17 protein-coding genes are annotated in these 19,541 nt (G+C 71.8%); 10 read left to right on the top strand and 7 right to left on the bottom strand.

The genetic code is table 11. From position 1 onward, the window contains the following. The first annotated feature begins 195 nt into the window (after nucleotides 1-195). The 4 genes from ABIE67_RS36560 to ABIE67_RS36545 all read left to right on the top strand — a co-directional run bounded on the left by ABIE67_RS36560 (nucleotide 196) and on the right by ABIE67_RS36545 (nucleotide 2,490). On the top strand, nucleotides 196-387 hold the full coding sequence (locus ABIE67_RS36560) for a hypothetical protein (RefSeq protein WP_370265831.1): 192 nt from the start codon (nucleotides 196-198) through the stop codon (nucleotides 385-387). Nucleotides 388-520: 133 nt separating this feature from the next. Then, on the top strand, nucleotides 521-1,504 hold the full coding sequence (locus tag ABIE67_RS36555) for a helix-turn-helix transcriptional regulator (RefSeq protein ID WP_370265830.1): 984 nt from the start codon (nucleotides 521-523) through the stop codon (nucleotides 1,502-1,504). 165 nt (nucleotides 1,505-1,669) lie between these two features. Then, on the top strand, nucleotides 1,670-2,152 hold the full coding sequence (locus ABIE67_RS36550) for a DUF456 domain-containing protein (RefSeq protein ID WP_370265829.1): 483 nt from the start codon (nucleotides 1,670-1,672) through the stop codon (nucleotides 2,150-2,152). Between the two features lie 113 nt (nucleotides 2,153-2,265). Further along, a complete protein-coding gene (locus tag ABIE67_RS36545) occupies nucleotides 2,266-2,490 on the top strand; it encodes a hypothetical protein (protein ID WP_370265828.1) in 225 nt (74 codons plus the stop codon). Here the strand turns inward: ABIE67_RS36545 and ABIE67_RS36540 are convergent. The 3 genes from ABIE67_RS36540 to rsgA form a co-directional block, all read right to left on the bottom strand. Continuing rightward, nucleotides 2,487-2,981, bottom strand: coding sequence for a methylated-DNA--[protein]-cysteine S-methyltransferase (locus ABIE67_RS36540; protein ID WP_370265827.1), 495 nt, complete (start codon nucleotides 2,979-2,981; stop codon nucleotides 2,487-2,489). The genes ABIE67_RS36545 and ABIE67_RS36540 overlap by 4 nt on opposite strands. A gap of 2 nt (nucleotides 2,982-2,983) precedes the next feature. Further along, nucleotides 2,984-4,384 carry a DNA-3-methyladenine glycosylase 2 family protein gene (locus tag ABIE67_RS36535; protein ID WP_370269305.1) on the bottom strand — a complete coding sequence of 467 codons (1,401 nt, stop codon included), beginning with the start codon at nucleotides 4,382-4,384 and terminating at the stop codon, nucleotides 2,984-2,986. Between the two features lie 167 nt (nucleotides 4,385-4,551). Then, on the bottom strand, nucleotides 4,552-5,661 hold the full coding sequence (gene rsgA / locus ABIE67_RS36530; protein WP_370265826.1) for a ribosome small subunit-dependent GTPase A: 1,110 nt from the start codon (nucleotides 5,659-5,661) through the stop codon (nucleotides 4,552-4,554). 283 nt (nucleotides 5,662-5,944) lie between these two features. On the opposite strand from rsgA, the gene ABIE67_RS36525 reads away from it, so the two are divergent. The 4 genes from ABIE67_RS36525 (at nucleotide 5,945) to ABIE67_RS36510 (ending at nucleotide 8,830) form a co-directional block, all read left to right on the top strand. Beyond that, on the top strand, nucleotides 5,945-6,100 hold the full coding sequence (locus tag ABIE67_RS36525; RefSeq protein ID WP_370265825.1) for a hypothetical protein: 156 nt from the start codon (nucleotides 5,945-5,947) through the stop codon (nucleotides 6,098-6,100). A 332-nt stretch (nucleotides 6,101-6,432) separates the two neighbouring features. Next, nucleotides 6,433-6,600 (top strand): hypothetical protein, encoded by a 168-nt coding sequence (locus ABIE67_RS36520; protein ID WP_370265824.1) that lies wholly within the window; start codon nucleotides 6,433-6,435, stop codon nucleotides 6,598-6,600. Then, complete coding sequence (locus ABIE67_RS36515) at nucleotides 6,597-7,757, top strand: FxsB family cyclophane-forming radical SAM/SPASM peptide maturase (protein ID WP_370265823.1); 1,161 nt, start codon at nucleotides 6,597-6,599, stop codon at nucleotides 7,755-7,757. Before ABIE67_RS36520 ends, ABIE67_RS36515 begins: the two co-directional genes overlap by 4 nt. Continuing rightward, the gene (locus ABIE67_RS36510; RefSeq protein ID WP_370265822.1) at nucleotides 7,754-8,830 is read left to right on the top strand and encodes a hypothetical protein; all 1,077 of its coding nucleotides are present in this window, start codon (nucleotides 7,754-7,756) and stop codon (nucleotides 8,828-8,830) included. Before ABIE67_RS36515 ends, ABIE67_RS36510 begins: the two co-directional genes overlap by 4 nt. On the opposite strand, the gene ABIE67_RS36505 is transcribed toward ABIE67_RS36510, so the two are convergent. The 4 genes from ABIE67_RS36505 to ABIE67_RS36490 all read right to left on the bottom strand — a co-directional run bounded on the left by ABIE67_RS36505 (nucleotide 8,805) and on the right by ABIE67_RS36490 (nucleotide 16,601). Further along, nucleotides 8,805-11,801: a tetratricopeptide repeat protein gene (locus ABIE67_RS36505; RefSeq protein WP_370265821.1), complete on the bottom strand. Its 2,997-nt coding sequence runs from the start codon at nucleotides 11,799-11,801 to the stop codon at nucleotides 8,805-8,807. The two genes, ABIE67_RS36510 and ABIE67_RS36505, sit on opposite strands and share 26 nt — an antisense overlap. 250 nt (nucleotides 11,802-12,051) lie before the next feature. Next, nucleotides 12,052-13,545 carry a cellulose binding domain-containing protein gene (locus ABIE67_RS36500; RefSeq protein WP_370265820.1) on the bottom strand — a complete coding sequence of 498 codons (1,494 nt, stop codon included), beginning with the start codon at nucleotides 13,543-13,545 and terminating at the stop codon, nucleotides 12,052-12,054. 238 nt (nucleotides 13,546-13,783) lie between these two features. Further along, the gene (locus ABIE67_RS36495) at nucleotides 13,784-15,130 is read right to left on the bottom strand and encodes a radical SAM protein (protein WP_370265819.1); all 1,347 of its coding nucleotides are present in this window, start codon (nucleotides 15,128-15,130) and stop codon (nucleotides 13,784-13,786) included. A gap of 457 nt (nucleotides 15,131-15,587) precedes the next feature. Then, a complete protein-coding gene (locus tag ABIE67_RS36490; RefSeq protein ID WP_370265818.1) occupies nucleotides 15,588-16,601 on the bottom strand; it encodes a hydroxyacid dehydrogenase in 1,014 nt (337 codons plus the stop codon). A 129-nt stretch (nucleotides 16,602-16,730) separates the two neighbouring features. On the opposite strand from ABIE67_RS36490, the gene ABIE67_RS36485 reads away from it, so the two are divergent. Both ABIE67_RS36485 and ABIE67_RS36480 read left to right on the top strand, forming a co-directional pair. After that, nucleotides 16,731-17,984, top strand: coding sequence for an FAD-binding protein (locus tag ABIE67_RS36485; RefSeq protein WP_370265817.1), 1,254 nt, complete (start codon nucleotides 16,731-16,733; stop codon nucleotides 17,982-17,984). Nucleotides 17,985-18,159: 175 nt separating this feature from the next. Beyond that, nucleotides 18,160-19,410 (top strand): ROK family transcriptional regulator, encoded by a 1,251-nt coding sequence (locus ABIE67_RS36480; RefSeq protein WP_370265816.1) that lies wholly within the window; start codon nucleotides 18,160-18,162, stop codon nucleotides 19,408-19,410. Nucleotides 19,411-19,541: the final 131 nt, after the last annotated feature.

The following is a 19,541-nucleotide window of genomic DNA, read 5'->3' as shown; positions in this document are numbered from 1 at the left end:
TCACGATCTGGGTGACCGACGTGCCGTTCGAGTCGGTCAGGACGGTCTCGAGTGTGACCTGCCTTCCTGTCGTTCCGCTGTGGTCCACCGTCGCCGTCCAGGTCCCGCCGTCGTGAGCGTGATCTCCCGTCCGTCCTCGGCGCGGAGCGTCTTGAGGCCGTCCTCCGGCAGCGTGTACCGCGGGAAAGCAGCGGTATGCCCCGCGAGTACGTGTTTTCGTCCTCGTCGGGCACGGATGTCGTCACGGCCGGGATCGAGGCGGTCGCCGCGCCCATGGCCGTACGCGATACCTCTCTCCCCAAGATCGCCCTCTTCCGTGCCGCCGCCTGCCCCATGGACGCGAAAGCGCAGGCCAAGATGGCCCAAGTCGGGCAAAGCGGGCGGTGATTGATGCTGCTGTGGCGACACCTTGGCAGAGTGACGGGTGGTGCGGCGATGATGTGCCGAGGCGGTTTCACGCCGTGGCCGTTTTCCGCCACGGACCGAACACCGGTGGTCTTTTGGGGAGAGGCGCGGCCCGATGCTGGGAGTGATTGGTCTCGACGAGACGCATGAGTCGGCGTACCGGGCCCTGGTGTCCGTGGGGGCCGCCGACGTACCGGGCCTCGCGCGGCGGCTGACGCTCGGCGAGTACGACACCGAGCGCGCACTGCGCCGTCTGGAGCGGCACGGACTCGCGGCCCAGTCCTCGGCCCGGCCCGGCCGCTGGGTCGCCGCGCCGCCCGGGGTGGCGCTGGGCGCGCTGCTCACCCAGCAGCGGCACGAGCTGGAGAAGGCGGAGCTGGCGGCCGCGTTGCTCGCCGAGGAGTACCGGGCGGGGGCCGCCGAGCCCGCCGTGCACGATCTCGTCGAGGTGGTGATCGGCGCGGCCGCCGTCTCGCAGCGCTTCCTCCAGCTCCAGCTCGGGGCGAGCGACGAGGTGTGCGCGCTGGTCACCGGCAACCCGGTCGCCGTCACCGGGATGGAGAACGACGCCGAGGAGCAGGCCGCCGACCGCGGCGTCCGCTACCGGGTGGTCCTGGAGCGCGCGGTCCTCGACCAGCCGGACGGCATCACCGAGCTGTCCGCCGCCCTCGGCCGCGAGGAGCAGGTACGGGTCGTGGACCAGGTCCCGACCAAGCTGGTGATCGCCGACCGGACGCTCGCCCTGGTGCCGCTCACCTCGCACACCGCGGAGCCGGCCGCCCTTGTCGTTCACGCGAGCGGACTGCTGGAACTGCTCTCCGGGCTGTTCGAGTCGGTGTGGCGGGAGGCGCTGCCGCTCCGCCTCGGCACGTCCGGCGTCACCGAGCAGCAGCCCGACGGACCTGACGACACCGACCTGGAGGTGCTCTCCCTGCTCCTCGCCGGCCTGACCGACGCGAGCGTGGCCAAGCAGCTGGACCTGGGCCTGAGGACCGTGCAGCGCCGGGTCAAGCGGCTGATGGAACTGACCGGGGTGACGACCCGGCTGCAGCTGGGGTGGCACGCGTACGAGCGGGGGTGGGTGGCTCGGGGGCGGTAGGGGGGACGGGGTGCGGGGGCGGCAGGGGGCGGGGTTCGGTAGGGGGACGGGGTGCGGGGGCGGCAGGGGTGACGGGGTGCGGGGGGCGGCACGGGTGACCGTGGGTCGGGCCTGCGGCGACGAGGCTGATCTGCGGGTTCTCGCGGGCTCCGGCACTCTGGTCAGATGGGAGTGTCGGACCTCGCACTGGTCGGCCTGGTCCTCCTGCTCGGCCTCTGCGGAGTGCTGGTACCCGGTGTGCCGGGGTCGTGGCTGGTGTGGGCCGCCGTCATGTGGTGGGCGCTGCAGGACCCCCAGCCGGTCGCGTGGTGGGTGCTGGTCGGGGCCACCGTCGCGCTGTTCGTCTCCCAGGTGGTGCGCTGGGCCCTGCCACCGCGCGGACTGCGCCCGAACTGGGCGAGCCGGCGGGTGGTCGCGTACGCCGGAACGGGGTCGTTCCTGGGCTTCTTCCTGATCCCCGTGCTCGGCTCGGTCCCCGGCTTCATGGCGGGCGTCTACCTCGGAGAACGGCTCCGGCTCGGCCGCCACGGTGAGGCGAGGGCCGCGTTGCGGACGGCGATGCGGTCGGGTGGGTCGAGTGTGCTGGCGGAGCTGTTCACGTGCCAGCTGATCGCGGGGGCGTGGGTGTGGGCAGTGATCTGGGGCTGATAGTCCGGGGCTGGTCTGGGCCTGGTGATCTGAGGCTGGTGATCTGAGGCTGGCGATCTGAGGCCGCCGAGGCTGATTCATCGGGTCGGCACGGCATCGCGGGACCGGTCGACGTGCGGGACGGACGGGGCCGGCCGCTGCGCCACTCCGACGCCGGGGAGGGCGCGCTCCGCATCGCCCTGCGGAAGGGCGACTCGGCGCTGATCACGGCGCGCGGCGACCGCCCGGACCTGACGATCGCGCCGGTGCGGCCGAACGCGGAGGCACCGCGCTGGGGGCTCCCGGCGGAGCTGAAGCCGACGGCCGAGCCGGAGACCCCTAGGCCGTGTCCGGCCTAGAGCCTGCCCTCCAGCGTGAGCAGCCGCATCTTGCGTTCGAGGCCGCCCGCGTACCCGGTCAGGGAGCCGTCGGCCCCGATCACACGGTGGCAGGGGCGGACGATCAGCAGGGGGTTGGCGCCGATCGCGCCGCCGACGGCCCGTACGGCGGCGCGGGAGGCACCGATCCGCGCGGCGATCTCGCCGTACGTCGTGGTCGCGCCGTAGGGAACGGTGTCGAGGGCGGCCCAGACCCGCTCCCGGAACTCGCTGCCGCCGCTGCTCAGCTCCAACTGGAATTCCTTGAGTTCACCGGCGAAGTAGGCGGCCAGCTGTTCCTCGGCGGCACGGAAGAGTGCGGGGTCGTGCCGCCAGCCTTCCTGGACGGTACGGCCGCCCTTCTGGCCGGGCACGGAGAGGGAGGTCAGAGCGCCGGTCGTGGGGTCGGCGGTGAGGAGGAGCGGGCCGACAGGGCTGTCGACTTCGGTCCAGTGCGCGGTCGGGACAATCATGGTTACTCCAACTCCCCTGCTGCACGCAGGTGTTGCGAGGCGTAAGAGCGCCAGGGGCGCCAGCTGTCAGGGGCATCGACGCCGGGCGGGGTGACGTCCGGATCACCGAGGGCACGGGTGCGGATGCCGGTGACGGTACGGGCGTCGAGCCCGGGCAGCCCCAGCAGCGCCTCCTCCGCCTCGTCCCGGTCGGCGCCCGGGTCCAGTCGTACGGCGCCGTCGGCGAGGGCGGCGGTGAGCGCGCCCAGGGGGCCGTGGGGCTCGGCCTCGGCGAGGACGGCCGCCTCGGGGAACAGGTGGGTGAGGTTGCCGCAGGGCGCGTCGAGCACCTTGCCGTACCGCCGCACCAGCACTTCGGCCCGCTCCGGCCCCACGAGCGTCCGTACGGCCAGCTCCTCCGCGTCGGCGGTCCCGGGCGACCGCAGCCCCGGCCGGGCGGCGACCAGCGGAGCGAGCCGGGGGTCGCCGCCGAGCCGCTCGTCGACGGCGTAGGGATCGGCATCCAGGTCGAACAGCCGCCGCAACCGGTGGACGGCGGTGGTCAGGTCGCGGGGATCAGTGAGATGCAGGCGGGCGTCGAGCCAGCCGCCGGGGTGAGCCGCCCGCGCCTGCCTCCCCGCGCCGTCCAGCCGCTCCTCCACCGCCACGATGGCGGTGCCGTGGGGCAGCCGGAGGGTGCGGCGGTAGGTGCGGTGACCCGGCGGACCGGAGACGTCCTCGAGGCCGGCGACGGCCTCGCGGGCCAGCAGGTCGAAGACGGCTCCGGCCTGGTAAGGGCCCCGGTAGGCGAGCCGCAGGGGGATCCCCGCCGAGGGTGTCGCCGTACGCCGGGAAGGGCGGCCGCCGGTTGGTGCGGCGGCGCGCAGCCCGCTCGGGGTCGAGGCGTAGACGGCCCGGATCGTGTCGTTGAACTGCCGCACACTGGCGAACCCGGCCGCGAACGCGATCTCCGTGATCGGCAGCTCGGTGGTCTGCAGCAGCACCCGCGCGGTGTGTGCCCGCTGGGCCCGGGCGAGGGCCACCGGCCCGGCGCCGAGCTCGGCGGTGAGCTGGCGCTGCACCTGCCGGGCGCTGTAGCCCAGCCGCGCGGCGAGCCCGGCGACGCCTTCCCGGTCGACGATCCCGTCGCCGATCAGCCGCATGGCCCGCCCGACCGCGTCGGCCCGTACGTTCCACTCGGCGGACCCGGGCACGGCGTCCGGCCGGCACCGCCGGCAGGCCCGGAAACCCGAGCCCTGCGCGGCGGCGGCCGTCGCGAAGAACCGCACATTGCACCGCTTCGGCGTGACCGCCGGGCAGCTGGGGCGGCAGTAGATGCCGGTCGTCTCGACGGCGAAGAAGAACTCGCCGTCGAAACGGGCGTCACGGCTCCGCACGGCCTCGTACCTGGTGTCTTCGTCCATCACACCGCCCAGTGTCCCGCCGTGACCGGGGTGTGGGCTAGCGGAAAACGGACATGGCGCTGACCAACCAGCCCGTCCAACATTCGAGGACGAGACGCGTTCAGGACCGAAGCAGGGGTCCGGGGGCCGGCAGCCCCCCGGACGCGGTCACTCGGACGCCGGGAACGTCACTGCCAACGCCCCCGCTTCGCCTCCATCGCCGCGCGCCCTTCCGCCCCCTTCCGCTTCCAGTCCCGCTTGATCTCGGCCCGAAGCCGCGCATCCGTCTTGGCCACGATCCGCTGGTTCTCCCGCATCAACTTCCGGTAGCTCTCCATCCGCCGCTCGGGCAGCTCACCGGCGTCGATGGCGGAGCGCACCGCGCACCCCGGCTCGCTCTCGTGCGCGCAGTCCTGGAATCGGCACCGCTCGGCCAGCGCCTCGATCTCCGAGAACACCTGGCCGACCCCGGCCTCGGCGTCCCAGAGGCCGACACCGCGCAGCCCCGGCGTGTCGATGAGGACGCCGCCGCCCGGCAGGGCGAGCAGATTGCGGGTGGTGGTCGTATGACGGCCCTTGCCGTCGACGTCGCGCGCGGCCTGGACCTCCATCACGTCCTCGCCGAGCAGCGCGTTCGCGAGCGTCGACTTGCCCGCCCCGGACTGCCCGAGCAGCACGGACGTACCGCCGGAGACGACCGCGACGAGGACGTCGAGCCCGGCCCCGTCCAGCGCGCTGACCGACAGCACCGGCACACCCGGCGCCGTGGTCTCCACGTCCTGGACCAGATGCGCGAGCGTCACCGCGTCCGGCACGAGGTCGGCCTTGGTGAGCACCACGAGCGGCTGCGCGCCCGACTCCCACGCCAGCGCGAGGAAGCGCTCGATGCGCCCCAGGTCGAGTTCGACGGCCAGTGACACGGCGACGATGGCGTGGTCGACGTTGGCGGCGAGGATCTGCCCCTCGGACCGCTTGGAGGAGGTGGAGCGCACGAAGGCGGTACGGCGCGGCAGATACGCGCGTACGTACTGCGGGTACCCGGCCGGTTCGACGGCGACCCAGTCACCGGTGCACACGACCCGCAGCGGATCGTGCGGGGTGACGAACGCCGTGTCGGCGCGGAGGAGACCGTCGGCGGTGACGACGTCACACTGCCCGCGGTCGACGCGTACGACGCGGCCGGGCAGGAGACCCTGCTCGCCGTACGAAGAGAACTCCGCTTCCCATGCTTCGTCCCAGCCGTACGGGGCCAGAGGGTGCGACGAAGCGGAAGAAGCCGAAAGAGAAGAGAGATTCAAGGGGAACCCTTCACAGGGGTGGCCCCGGCCGCGCGCAGTCACAGGCGCGAAGAAGCAGGAAAGGTCAGCCGGAGGCCACGGAGGTGGAGTGGATGATCTTCTGGTTGCGGGCAGCGCCCACCACAGAGACAGCCATCGGTCACACCTCCCGTTCCTCACTCAGCAGACCACGGCAGCCGACGGCCACCGCGCGAAGCGATCCTCACCCTAGAAGAGCGCACACTCGGGCGCTACCCAATATCCGTCAGATCACGGAGGCCGGCCGCTCATCCAGGCGGGGTCCATGGGCGAAGACCTGGGGTTCGGGCAACTCCTCGACGAGCAGGGCTTCTTCGCGCGCCTGCTCGCACGCCTGCTCGCGCGGTCGCCGCCGGGTGCCGGTGGGAACCCTCCGTACGGCCCCGACCTTCCCTTGGTCCTGAGCTTGAACGAGGCTTAGACCGGTGCTCACTCCGAGCGAGGTCGCCAGTCCCTGCCTCCGCGGGCCCGCGGAACGCGCCGCAAGTGGCTCTTCCCGCGCCGGAGCAAACCGCCTTCAAGGCTCAAGTTCCCTGAGGGCGCCGACGCCACGCCCACCGCAGAGGAACGGGTGACCTCAGCCGCGCGCCTCGGCCGGAGGCCACGCCTCTTCCGCGCCCTCGCACTCCGGCCATGTGGCCAGTCACGCAGGCTGTTCGCCTCACGGCGCACGCTCTATCGTCGTTTTCATCACCCTTCAAGTGTGTGGGGGACGGGGGCGACGTGAGGGGCCAGCAGGAGGTAGATGACGGTGTGGCGATCGATGCCTCGCACCTCGCGAGAATGCCGACCGAGGAGTTCCTGCGCTTCGTGCAACGGATGAACCCCGCCCTGCGGGTCGTCCTGGAGCGGCACCGTGCCAGGCTGCTGGGGGAACCGGACATCGGGTCCTTCAACTCCTTCATAGAACCGGGCCTGTGAAGCCGCCCGCTCTTCGGCCCGACGTCGTTCCGTTCAACGAGTTCGTCCTCAAGGTCCACGGTCGCTGCAACCTTGCCTGCGACTACTGCTACCTCTACCGGAGCGGCGACGACAGTTGGCGCGAGCGCCCCCGTGTCATGTCCGACGAGGTCGTCGCACGTGTCGCGCACCGCATCGCGGACCACGCCCGCACGTTCGACCTCGGCCGGGTGCACGTCGTGCTGCACGGCGGCGAACCGCTCCTCGCCGGACCTGCCGCCATCGGGCGGATCGCCGACGCCGTGAGCAGCGCCATGCCGCCGTCGACGGCGCTCTCCCTCGGCGTGCAAACGAACGGGACGCTGTTGGATGCGCGTTTCCTCGAGGTCTTCTCGCGTTGGGGCATCAAGGTCGGCGTCAGCCTCGACGGCACCGACGCCGACCATGACGGTCACCGGCGCCATCACCACGGCGGCGGCAGCATGACCCGTATCGCCGACGGGCTCGCTCTGCTCACTCGGCCGGCCACTCGGCACTTGTTCACCGGGCTGTTGTGCACCATCGATGTGACCCACGACCCCGTGAGCACCTATCGGGCACTGATTCGTCACCGGCCTCCGGTGGTGGACTTCCTCCTGCCTCACGGCAATTGGTCGCGTCGCCCACCGCACCGCGGCGCCGACCACCGCCAAACCCCTTACGCCGACTGGCTGTTGCGGATCTTCGACCACTGGTTCCATGCTCCCGAGCGCCGTACCGGCATCCGATTGTTCGAGAACGTCATGGGCTTGCTCCTGGGGGACGACATCGCCACCGAGTCCCTGGGGCAGGCTCCGTGCCGCACGCTCGTCATCGAGACGGACGGGAGTCTGGAGCAGGTCGACTCGCTCAAGTCCGCGTATCCCGGAGCGGCCCGGCTCGGCCTGAACGTTCACGATCACCCCCTCGACGCCGCACTGAGCCAACCGTCGATCGTCGCGTGCCAGAGCGGACCTGCCGCCCTGGCCGCCGAGTGCCGGGCCTGCCCGATCGCACGGATCTGCGGCGGCGGCCTGCTCGCCCACCGTTACCGGGCCGGCCACGGCTTCGACAACCCGTCCGTGTACGGCCCCGATCTGTGGAAGATCATTCACCACATCCGTGCGCGGATGCTCGACGCCCTCGGGGAGTCGCTGTGACCCTTTACCGTCTGGCCGCGTACCACGACCTCGGCTCCGATCACGGCCCCCTGCACGCCCGGGCGGTCGCCGATACCGGGCGCCGTTACCTCGCGGACCTGCCGCTGCCGCCCTACCAGTCCTTCCCCTCCGCCTCCTTCCGCGCGGCCTTGGCCGGGGAGGCCGCGGAGGCCGGGGAGCAGGATGTCGCGATACGAGATCCCCGCGAGCGCCCCACGGCCCGTAGCAGCTTCGCGTGGCAACGCCTGTGCGCCGACCTCGACACCTGGCAACAGCTCGACCTGACAAGGCAGTTGGCCGTATCCACCGTTCTGGCCCGGCTTGGCTTCTGGAGCGTCCTGGCCGCTCTCCCCCTCCCTGGCAGGACCTCCGTGCACGATGGGCTGCGGCTTGCTCAACGGCTCTGTGCGGCCCGGCGTCTGGTCCTCGGCGACACCCCCGAGGTGACTGACCGACTGCGAGGGCTGCTGCGCACCCAGGCCGAGGACGACGACCTGCCGCCGCCCCTACGGTTGGGCGCCGCGGTCGGCCTCGTGGTGGAGCACGCGCGGTCCGACGTCTCACTGGTTGCGATGGCCCAATGGCACTCCGCGGCTCGGGCCCTGGTGGCACGGGCACCATCTGGCACGTACAGCAAGATCCTGCTCAGTGTCTATTGGCGGGGGGTGAGCTTTGTACCCTTTCATCAAGGTGATCACGACCGGGTCCGAGAGATGCTGGACACCTCCGAGCGCCTGGCCCGTGCGGCGCTGCGAGCGGCCGGGCCGCAGCGCCGGCTCCTCGCGGAGGAAAATCTCCGGCTCGTGCTGATGACCAGGGCCAGGACGGCGCAGGCCCGGGGCGACCGTGAGGAGACGGAGGGCCGACTGCGGGCCGTCGTCCGCGCGGATCCCGAGGACCCGGTCTCCCAAGTGCGGTTGGCCGATTTCCTGGTACTCGTCGGGCGACTGCACGAGGCCCGCGACCACTACCAGAGGGCAGCCGACCTGGGCGCCCCCTGCACTGTGTACGCCCGCGAGCAGATCGCCAACTGCCGCGTCGGCCGTCTCACAGACGCCCCAGCAACTCCGTGACTCGACGGGCGTCGGCCACACCGGCCCGCTCGTACAGCACGAGCGAGGCGCGCAGCCACCGCACCCCGTCATCCCAGTCACCCACGGCGACAAGGGCCCGTCCGCCCCCCTCCCCCGCCTGCGCCTCCAGCAGGGGCGCCCCGATCTCCCGGGCCAGCTCCCGGCCGGTTTCGTAGGGGCCCCGCGCCGCCTCGGGGTGACCACGGCGAGCGAGGATGTCGCCCTCGGCCACCAACGCGTCCGCCAGGGCGTAGCAGTGGCCGAATCGCCGGTGCAGTTCCTGGGCAGCGGCCAAGTCGGCGTCCGCCTCGTCCTCGTGCGCCAGCCGGTCGCGTACGACAGCTGCTTCCTTGAGCGCGCAGCCCTCACCGTGCCGGAACCCGGTCTCCCGGTTGATCTCCACAGCGTGCACGAGGGAGGTGAGCGCTGCCGCGTCGTCGCCCTGTTGACGCTGGATGGTGCCCAGCGCCAGCACGGCCATGCCCATGCCGTAGGTACTGCCGAGGTCCCTGTGCAGATCGACGGCGGCCGCGGCGGCGGCGAGCGCGTCATTCATCGAGCCGGTCATCGCCATGATCAGAGCCAGTTCGGCGCGGGAGTACGCCTCCCCGTGCCGGTTGACGAGTCGGTGGTGCAGATCGAGCGCGCGGGCCGCGTGGGTCGCCGCCGTCGGGAGGGCGCCCATCAGGCGGCCCACCACGGCGAGTTCGTTGTGGGCGAAGGACATCCCGAAGTCGTTGCCCAGCTCCCGATAGATCTCCAGGGCCTCGGACTGAGCGTCCAGGGACGCGGCGAGGTTCCCGGTGAGCCAGTGCAGCGTGCCCACTTCGTGCTGAGTGTTCGCCTCACCGATGCGGTTGCCCACGGCGCGGTAGAGCGCTCGAGCCTCCTCCTGGTGGGACAGGTCGGCCGTGTACTCCCCCATCAGGCGCTGGTTGACGCCCAGTTCGTGAACCGCGGTCGCCTCGCCCAGCCGGTCACCGAGTCGCCTGTGCACCTCCCGGCCCCGCCGGTGGGTCTCCAGCGCGGCCAGGTAGTCGCCGCGCAGCCGCTGCATCGCACCGAGATTGGCCAGACTCTCCGCCTCGCCGACCCGGTCGCCCGCCGCGGCCGCTGCGGCCAGTGCCGCCCGGTGGAGCACGAGTGCCTGGTCCCAGTGCCCCTGAGCGCGCAGATACGGGTGCAGGGTCGCGGCGATGCGTACGGTGTAGGCCCCTCGGCTGCGTGCTGCCGCGAAGTCGGCGACCGCATGCAGATCCGCTCGCCGGGTCCCGATCCAGGCCAGCGCCTGCTCCACGTCGTCGATCCGCGGCATGGCGTCCGGAGGGCTGCCCGGTACCTCGGCCGGCGTCACCGGGATCCGGGCGCCCAGGAACGACGTGGCGCGCAGCAGGGTGTGCACGTGGTAGGCGAGCATCCGGTCCACCGCCGACTCGATCTCGTCGACCGGGTCGAGGGAGACCAGCGACGTGGCGCGTTGGCGCATCAGGTCGTGCAGCCGGTAGCGGCCGCGGGCCGGTTCTTCGACCAAGTGGTGCTGGAACAACCCGTCCAGCAGGTCCTGTGCGTCGGCCGGCGACACCCCGGCCAGTGCCGCGACCACGAACGCGTCCACCTCGGTCCCGGGGAACAGCCCCAGACAGCGGAAGATCCTCTGCTGTTGGGGGGAGAGGTCCCCGTAGGACAGGTCGAACGCCGACTGGACGGAGTCGTCCTCGGCCCGCATGGCCGCGATCCGGTCCTGGGTGGCCGTCAGGTCCTGGACGAGGTCGTCCACGGTCCAACTGGGGTGGTGGGCGAGTTTGCCCGCGGTCAGCCGGATAGCCAGCGGAAGGTAGCCGCACAGCCGCACCACCTCCGCGACCTGCGGGTCGGCCGCGTCCACGCTGGGGCGCCCGGCCAGGCGGGCGAACAGCTCCGTGGCCTCGGTGGGCGCGAGAATGCCCAGACTCATCGGTACGACCCCTTCGAGCGCGGTGAGCCGACGTCGGCTGGTGACGATCACCAGAGAACCGGGAGAGCCGGGCAGCAGGGCACGGACCTGGCTGCTGGAGACCGCGTCGTCGAGTACCAGTAGTACTCGCTTGGACCGGACCACGCCTCGCCACATGGCCGCTCGTGTGCCGACGTCCGTCGGAACCGTGCTCGCGGGGACGCCGAGGGTGAGCAGCAGGGAGACCAGCGCGTCCGAGACGTCCACGGGGCGTCGGCCCGGAGTGTGCCCGTGCAGGTGCAGGAAGAGCTGACCGTCGGGGAAGCGGGGGGCCAGCAGGTGAGCCGTGCGCACCGCGAACGCCGTCTTGCCCACCCCTGCCATGCCGTCCACGGCGTGCACTGCCAGGACGGGCGAGGTATCCGGCTCCCGCGTGTCCCGGTCGACCGTGCGCATCAGGTGTTCCAGTTCGGTGGCCCGTCCAGTGAAGGACGCGGTGTCGCGCGGCAGGCTGAAGGCGACCGCCGCCCGGGAGGGGACTGTCAGCCCGTCCAGCCGCAGGCCGAGCGCGTTGATCCGCCCCAGTATCTCCGCCGTGTCCAGTGCGCGGACCAGTTCGCTCATGCCGCCGGCGGCGGCGTACTGCCGCAGACCTGAGACGATCGCATCGGTGATCCGTGTGCGCAGCTCGTCCGGCTCCACGGCCACGGCCTCCACGAACGGCACACCCGTGGTCCGCGCCACCCACTGGCCGAGCTCGGCGATCTGCGCGTCCACCGCGGCCTCCAGGGCGTCGTGCACTGGCTGCGTACCATCCAGCCGCAGGGCGGGCGGTGACGTGAAGTACCGCGCAATGCCGCGCTCCAGGGTCCTGCGCGAGTTCGGCGGTACGGAGGCGACCACGGAGTCCATGCAGCCCTGGAGTGTCTTCCGCAGGGCCCGCTCGTCCCGTTGGTCCCGCACCAGGTGAAAGCCGGAGTCACCGCACAGCGCCACCAGCCAGCCGATCACCGCGCTGACCACATCGAGTGCGACCATGGGCTCGCAGCCCTTCCCTCAGCTGTCACCGGAGTGCACCTCGGGCCTGCGGAGGTGCCCGAACGACGTTTCGTGTGCACGGAACAAGCACCGTAGAGGGTGAGCGCCCGCCCGAACGGCCGTGAAGGAGCCCAGCCCCTCTAACGGAGGATAGTGAGCCGGCGTCGGCTCGCGGAGGGGTACGACCCGTACGACGCGGGAAAGGGGCGACACTTGTCGAACGGCACCGCCACAGTGTGTTCTTCGGGTCTCACACCTTCGCGCAGTCGTGCCCGTTCAGCGTGAAGCCGTACGCCGGGGAGTTCTCGCCCTTCCGGGAGGCGAGGAAGCCGAAGGCGAGCTCGCCGCCGGCGGGGACGGTCTTGTTGTAGTCGGCGGCGGTGGCGGTGACCCGGGGGCCGTCCTGGGCGAAGCTCGCGTCCCACATCTGGCCGACCTGCTGGCCGTTCCGGAAGGACCAGGCGACGCGCCAGTCGTCGAGGGCGCGTTCGGTGGTGACGGTGATGGTGACCTGGAAGCCGTCGGGCCATTCGTTGACCAGGTCGTAGTCGACGCTGCAGGTGACCGGCTCGCTCGCGGACGGGTCCGGCCGGTCAGGATCGTCCGCGCCGGCCGTGGACGACGTGGTGCCCTGCGGTCCGGGGTCCGGCTTCTTCGGGTCGGGCGAGTCGTCGGCGTCCGGGGCGCTGTCCGACGGCTCCGGGGAGTCCTCGGAGGGCCGGGTGGCGGCCGTGACCGGCAGGGTGAAGCCGGGGTCGGCGACCGGCTGGCGGTCGGAGGGGTCGCCGCCCGCCGTGCTGCCGTCGCCGGTGGAGCCGGCCGGCATGATCGACACCGCGAGGGCGAGCACGGAGACGAGGACGGCGGCGACGAGGAGGCCGTTGCGCACGACGCGTGCCTTGTGCGCGCCGGGGTTCGGCGGGGCGGCGTCCACCGGGTCGGGGCGTCCGGCGCCGAGGCGCACCTCGGCGGCTCTGCGGCGGCGCTCCAGGTAGGCGAGGCCGCCCCAGCCGAGGACACCGCCCGCGAGCGCCGCGGGCAGCCCGGCGCCGTTCAGTCGCAGACAGGCGGCGGCCTCGGCGCACGGCACGCAGGTGGCGAGATGGCGGGAGAGGTCGCCGGGGGCGTCGGCGCCGGTCGAGCGGGTGACGGCGTCGAGGAGGCGGGCGTAGCTGCGGCAGCGCGCGTCCATCGGCGTGTCGAGGTGGTTGCGGTGGCAGCGGTCCCTGAACAGGCTGCGGACCTGGGTGAGTTCCTCGGACACGGCGGCCGGGTCGAGGCCGAGCCGACGGGCCACCACGTGCAGCGGCAGCGCCTCCACCTCGGCCAGCCACAGCAGGGCCGCGTCCGGCTCCTGCATGTCGCGCAGTCCGCGCAGCGCGAGCGGGCGCTGCAGCGGGGGGCTGGTGTAGCGGTCGGCCTTCTCGGAGTTGAGCCACAGGCGCAGGTCGGGGTCGAGCTTGTGGCCCTGTCCGCTCTCCTCCCAGGCGGCCGCAGTGGTGCGTACGGCGGTCAGCAGCAGGGGGATGCGGGGCAGGCGGGCCGGGCGGCGGCCGGCGCTGCGGAAGGTCCCGGCCTCGGTGTCGCGGGCCTCGCGTATACCGGTCGAGAACGCCTCCGTGGCAAGCTGATGGGCCGCGGTGGAGCCAGCCGTGCACAGGTCGGAGTACGACAGCACGGCGTCCCAGCACTCGGAGAACAGCGCTGCCTCGGTGGCGTCCTGGGGGGTCGGCAGGTCGGGCATGAGTCTCCTGCATCCACATGCGAGGTCAACTCGCCATATTGGCAATGGAGTTGGGGGGAACCTCGCGGCAGGAGATGAGCTTTTCACGATTCCAACACAACTGACAAGCGCCGTGTTCAGATGTCAGGACAGGCCGCGCCCCCGCAACTTCAGTGGAACTCAGCCACTTGTACGGACGTCGGCCCCGTCTGTCTCACCCAACCCGTCGTTGAATCCTCGACCACTTCGCCGTCGAGCGCTAGTCCACGACCGCGGACTTCTGCTCCTGCTCCTGCTCCTGCTCCTGCCCCGGAAGGCTGTCCATGAAGGAGCTGACCGAGAACACCGCACGGCCGGGGCCGGGAGGGCCGTAGCCGGGGGGCGAGGAGAGACCGAAGTCGTCCATGGTCTGGCGATAGGCCTGGAGCAGGCGGATGTGGTACTCCAGCGGCGCGCCCTGCGGGTTGGCCTTGCCGAGCGGGGTCGTCGGCTCCGGGCACCACGTGGTGAAGCGGGGCGTGATGCCGTTCGACATGAAGAAGCGCAGGCCCTCGGTCGTGGACGCGATCGCCTCGTCGACCGTCTTGAAGCCGAACGGCTCGGCCATCTCCACGCCCGCCACGAAGTTGGGGATCACATTGCGCGCGCCGAAGACCTCCGCCGAGTCCAGGATCCGCTTGTGCCACTCGTCGCGGCCGACGTAGCGCTCCTTGCCCGGGCAGTACATCTTGAAGAGGTACTCGTCCCACACCTCGTAGTTGGGGTGGTAGATCTGCACGCCGTAGTCCTTGAAGCGCTGCACGTCGTCGCGCGGCAGTGCCTGGGCGACGACCTTGCCGATCCAGCGGTTCGGGAAGTGCTCCTCGATGGCCTTGGCGTACATGCCGTAGAAGTCGGCCTCGTCACGGCCCTGGAGCTTGGAGGTGATGGCGCCGCCGGTGAGGGTGTAGGCGGTCGAGGCCTTCGCCGTGTCGTAGCGGTCGATGATCTCCAGGGCTTCCAGGACCTCGTCGACGTCCTTCACACCGGTATACGGCCGCCCGGCCGCCTTGTGCTGGCGCCAGTTGTGGTTGATGTCGCAGTACTGGCACTCCTCCTTGGCGCCGAAGTACTGGCAGACCCGGAAGACGGTCAGGTAGATCAGATAGCCCCACTGGATGGTCGGGGCCACCTCCATGACGGACTTCCCGCTGGAGAGCTTGTGCCGGTAGTACTCCGGCATCGGGGGCACACCCACGTCGGCGATCCGCTTGCCGTCGAGGTAGAGGCCGAGCATGCCCTCGTCGTCGGCGGCGACCCGATAGGGCGAGGACGGGTTCACACGCACGGAGACGACGGTGCGGCGCAGGTCGTAGGGCCCGCCGGTGAGGATGATCTCCTCCGGCGGCCGCCGCAGCGCGGCCTCGCCCAGCTCGGGCAGGGTGCCGTGGTCGAAGGAGAAGATGAAGTACGACTTCGGCTTCACCTCACCGGACTCGTTGTCGCTGAGGGCGGACGGGTCGAAGGCCACGCCACCCCGCAGCAGATCCTCTTTGAAGACGGCTTCCCGCGGAACGTGCGGGAATCGCTCCATCAGATCCTCGACCAGTGCGGTGCGGCTGCCCATCCGTAATCTCCTCCCGGCTCAGGCGTACGACTCCTTACGGTATGCCCCTCCCCGAGCCCGGCCCGCATCGGGTCCCCTGCGGGGCGAACGTGTCAGGCTCCGACCGGCGGGCGGGGGGAAGGAGGCCGGGTGGGGCACGGAGGCCAGGTGGGGCACGGAGGCCGGTCGCGGAGCTTGGCCGGGACCAACGGCCCGCCCGCGCCCCCTGCCTCCCCCGCGTCGATACGGCTCCAGCCGCGCGGGGTCGATGTGCGTGCCGGGTCGATACATGGCGGGTCGTCGTCGAAGGCATTCCGGCCGGCCGCTGGACGCACGGCTGCCCGGCTGCCCGGCTGCCCCGGCCTGGCGTAGCACCGGGCCCGTCTTCACCGTCGCCCGCGCAGAGGCAACTCGGCGAGCGGCAGAAGCCGTACCGCGAAACCCGCGCAAACACCCGCGCGAAGCACCCCCGCCGCGTCTACGCCTCCCGCCCCAGCATCGCCGGGTCGACCGGGTGGGCCGGCCCGGCGCCCGCCAGCAGACGTGCCGCCTCCTCCGCCACCGCGAGGCCCAGGCGGGACGCCTCGTTGCCCTGGGAGCCGGCGAGGTGAGGGGTGATGAAGGCGTTGGGCAGGTCGTACAGGGGGGAGTCGGCAGGGAGCGGTTCCGGGTCGGTGACGTCGAGGATCGCGGAGAGGCGGCCGGTGCGGAGTTCGGTGATCAGGGCGTCGTGGTCGAGCAGGCCGCCGCGCGCGGTGTTGATCAGGACCGCCCCGTCGGGCATGAGGGCCAGCTCGCGTGGGCCGATGAGGTGGCGGGTCTGCGGGGTCTCGGGGGCGTGGATCGTCACGACGTCCGAGGTGCGCAGCAGTTCGGGCAGGTCGAGCAGGGGGACGCCCAGCTCGGCGGCGCCGGCCGCGTCGACGTAGGGGTCGGTGAGACTCACCCGCAGGTCGAAGGGGCGCAGGAGTTCGATCACCCGGCGGCCGATGCGCGAGGCCCCGATCACTCCGACCCGGCGGCCGTGGTTGCCGATGCCGGGGACGAGCCCCCAGCCCGGGAAGGCCCGCTCGGTGCGCAGGCGGTCGCGGGCGGCGAAGAGGTCCTTCCCGGCGAGCAGGGTCATGGCCAGCGTGTACTCGGCGACGGGCACGGCGTTGGCCACCGCCGCCGAGGTCACCGTGATGCCCCGGCGCCACAGCTCGGGCGTGGCGAGGCTCTTGACCGAGCCGGCCGAGTGCAGCACCGCGCGCAGCTTCGGTGCGGCGTCGAGTACGGCCGTGTCGAGGCGGGGGCAGCCCCAGCCGGTGACGAGGAACTCGGTGCGGGCGAGCGCGTCCCTCAGGCGCGGGTCCGGGTCCGTGAAGTCCTCCGCCACCAGGCCGGGATCGATGTCCACCGACTCCCGCAGCCGCTCCAGCACCTCCGGCGGAAAGACCTGCGGCACGTTCTCGGCGGACATGGCGAATATGGCGTACGGCCGCTGGGTCAAGGACGTGGCCTCCGGCTCGGCGAGGTGGGGCGGGGGTGCGGTCGGGTGGCATGGAAAGCGGTATCTACCGTAGGCAGCCGCGGATGAGAGGGTCAACGCACACGCACTCACCCTGAAGGACGGCGAGGGATGACGGAGACGATCACCAACTGGGCGGGCAACATCACCTACACCGCCAAGGAACTGCACCGGCCGTACTCGCTCGACGCGATCCGCGCCCTGGTGGCCGGGAGCGCGACGGTCCGGGTGCTGGGCAGCGGGCACTCGTTCAACGGGATCGCCGAGCCGGGGCCCGAGGGTCTCCTGCTGTCGATCGCCGGCCTGCCACCGGTGATCGACGTGGACCGCACGGCCCGTACGGTGCGGGTCTCGGGCGGCGTGCGGTACGCCGAGCTCGCCCGCGCGGTGGACGCGCACGGGCTCGCGCTGCCCAACATGGCGTCCCTGCCGCACATCTCGGTGGCCGGCTCGGTCGCCACCGGCACGCACGGGTCGGGGGTCGGCAACGGCGCGCTGGCCTCGTCCGTGCGGGAGGTGGAGCTGGTCACGGGAGACGGGTCGGTGGTGACCGTCGGGCGGGGCGACGAGCGGTTCGGCGGGGCCGTCACCTCGCTGGGCGCCCTCGGTGTCGTCACGGCGCTCACCCTCGACCTGGAGCCGTCCTTCGCCGTCGAGCAGCACCTGTTCACCGAGCTGCCGCTGGACGGGCTGGACTTCGCGGCGTTCGAGACGGTGATGGCGTCGGCGTACAGCGTGAGCCTGTTCACCGACTGGCGTGCGCCGGGCTTCCGGCAGGTGTGGCTCAAGCGACGCACCGACCAGCCGCTGCCCGACTTCCCGTGGGCCGCGCCCGCCACCGAGAAGCTGCACCCGGTGCCGGGGATGCCCGCGGTCAACTGCACGGAGCAGTTCGGGGTGCCGGGGCCGTGGCACGAGCGGCTGCCGCACTTCCGGGCGGAGTTCACGCCGAGCAGCGGGGCGGAGCTGCAGTCGGAGTATCTGTTGCCGCGCCGGTACGCCGTCGACGCGCTGCGCGCGATCGACGGGATCCGGGAGACGGTCGCCTCCGTGCTCCAGACCTGCGAGGTGCGGACCGTCGCCGCCGACGACCAGTGGCTGAGCCCCTCCTACGGGCGGGACACGGTGGCGCTGCACTTCACGTGGATCGCGGACACCGCTGCCGTCCTGCCGGTGGTGCGGCGGCTGGAGGAGGCGCTGGACGCCTTCGAGCCGCGGCCGCACTGGGGGAAGGTGTTCGCGGTCGCGGCCGAGGTCGTGCGCGGACGGTATCCGCGACTGGCGGACTTCCGTACGCTGGCGCGGGAGCTGGACCCGGGTCGGAAATTCGCCAACGCCTTCGTGCAGGACATAATGGGTGAGTGAAGCCCTGAGGGACTTCGTAAACCCCCTTTCCTAACCCCTTGTCGAAAGTCTCCGCACGCCATAGCCTTGCGCCGCGCCGGTGCCGACGACGACCCGGCATGCCGGTGCCGTGTTTCCCGGGGGGACAACCCCGGCCGACCCGACCGAGCCGGCGCCCGCCAGTGAGGGGAGTTCGATGAAGCGCGGCACATCACGCGACATCCGCACCGCCAACCGCTACGAGGTGCTGCGCCAGATCATCGCCGCGTCACCCACCTCCCGGCAGGAGCTGGCGGCCGCCACCGGTCTCAGTCTCGCCACGGTCGCCACCCTCGTGGGCGAGCTGCTCGACCTCCGCATGATCACGGAGGTCGGCTTCGAGGACTCGGCGGGCGGCCGTCCCCGGGGGCTCGTGGCCGTCAACGCGTCCGGCGGCGCCCTGATCGGCGTCGACATCGCGGAGACGTACGTCCATGTCGAGCTGTTCGACCTCGGGCTGAACGTGCTGGCCCGGGCCGAGGAGGACGTCCGCCCCGGGGAGAGCCTCCCCGAGCAGGTGGTGGGCCATGTCGCCGCCGCCGTCGGCTCGGTGGTCGCGCAGGCCGGCATCGAGGGCGCGCGTGTCCTCGGCGTCGGCGTGAGCGTGCCGGGGCAGGTGGACCGCGCCACCGGGTTCTCCGAGTACGCGCCCAACTGGGACTGGCACGACGTGCCGCTGCTCGACCTGCTCACCGAGCACATCGCCTACCCGCTGTACCTGGACAACCCGCTGCGGGCCAGCGCGGTGGCCGAGCTGTGGTTCGGGGCCGCGCGCGGGAGCGGGGACGCCGTGGTGGTCAACCTCGGCACCGGCGTGGGCGCCGGGCTGGTCCTGGGCGGCGGGCTGCACCGGGGCGTCAGCAACAGCGCCGGCGAGTGGGGCCACACCACGATCGTCCTGGACGGACGGCTGTGCCGGTGCGGCAGACACGGCTGCGTGGAGGCGTACGTCGGCGCGTCCGGGATCATGCTGACCCTGCGGGAGCTGAGCGCCGACAGCCCGCTGCTGCATCCGGAGGACCAGACGGCCACGATCGACGCGCTCGCCCGGGGGCTGCGAAAGCGCGACCCGGTGGCGCTCAAGGTGGTCCGCGACACCGTCCGTTACCTGGGCGCCGGCATCGCCGACCTGGTCAACCTGTTCAACCCCGAAGTGGTCGTGCTCAGCAGCTGGGTCGCGGCCGGCCTCGGCGAACCCCTGGTCACGGAGGTGCGCGAGGCCGTCGCCCGGCACGCGCTGCCGCGGCCGATGGCCGCCACCGAGATCGTCCTCTCCCCGATCCCCACCGACCCGGTGTGCCTGGGCGCGGCGACGTTCGCGCTCGAGGGGGCCTTGCGGTCCGTCGGACAGAGGCAGCCGAAACGAACCACCACCCCCGCCAGGAGCCGTACCGCACCGCCTTCCTAGCGACCGTCGCGGGTCACTGGTGCGGTGTCCCGCACCAGCCGTCACGTCCGGTATCCCGAACGTTGCGCAACGCTTCGCACAGGCTTCGTCCAACCCCTTGCCGAAGCCTTAGCCGAAGGTTAACGTCCCGC

Origin of the sequence: Streptomyces sp. V4I8 (genome assembly GCF_041261225.1) — a bacterium.
Lineage (GTDB): Bacteria > Actinomycetota > Actinomycetes > Streptomycetales > Streptomycetaceae > Streptomyces.
This window is presented reverse-complemented; position numbering and strand designations above follow the sequence as displayed.

Excerpts from the sequence above, each read along its gene's own strand:
- ABIE67_RS36560 (WP_370265831.1), top strand. The coding sequence starts at position 196 with ATGCCCCGCGAGTACGTGTTTTCGTCCTCGTCGGGCACGGATGTCGTC.
- ABIE67_RS36555 (WP_370265830.1), top strand. The coding sequence starts at position 521 with ATGCTGGGAGTGATTGGTCTCGACGAGACGCATGAGTCGGCGTACCGG.
- ABIE67_RS36550 (WP_370265829.1), top strand. The coding sequence starts at position 1,670 with ATGGGAGTGTCGGACCTCGCACTGGTCGGCCTGGTCCTCCTGCTCGGC.
- ABIE67_RS36540 (WP_370265827.1), bottom strand. The coding sequence starts at position 2,981 with ATGATTGTCCCGACCGCGCACTGGACCGAAGTCGACAGCCCTGTCGGC.
- ABIE67_RS36535 (WP_370269305.1), bottom strand. The coding sequence starts at position 4,384 with ATGGACGAAGACACCAGGTACGAGGCCGTGCGGAGCCGTGACGCCCGT.
- ABIE67_RS36525 (WP_370265825.1), top strand. The coding sequence starts at position 5,945 with ATGGGCGAAGACCTGGGGTTCGGGCAACTCCTCGACGAGCAGGGCTTC.
- ABIE67_RS36505 (WP_370265821.1), bottom strand. The coding sequence starts at position 11,801 with ATGGTCGCACTCGATGTGGTCAGCGCGGTGATCGGCTGGCTGGTGGCG.
- ABIE67_RS36500 (WP_370265820.1), bottom strand. The coding sequence starts at position 13,545 with ATGCCCGACCTGCCGACCCCCCAGGACGCCACCGAGGCAGCGCTGTTC.
- ABIE67_RS36495 (WP_370265819.1), bottom strand. The coding sequence starts at position 15,130 with ATGGGCAGCCGCACCGCACTGGTCGAGGATCTGATGGAGCGATTCCCG.
- ABIE67_RS36485 (WP_370265817.1), top strand. The coding sequence starts at position 16,731 with ATGACGGAGACGATCACCAACTGGGCGGGCAACATCACCTACACCGCC.
- ABIE67_RS36480 (WP_370265816.1), top strand. The coding sequence starts at position 18,160 with ATGAAGCGCGGCACATCACGCGACATCCGCACCGCCAACCGCTACGAG.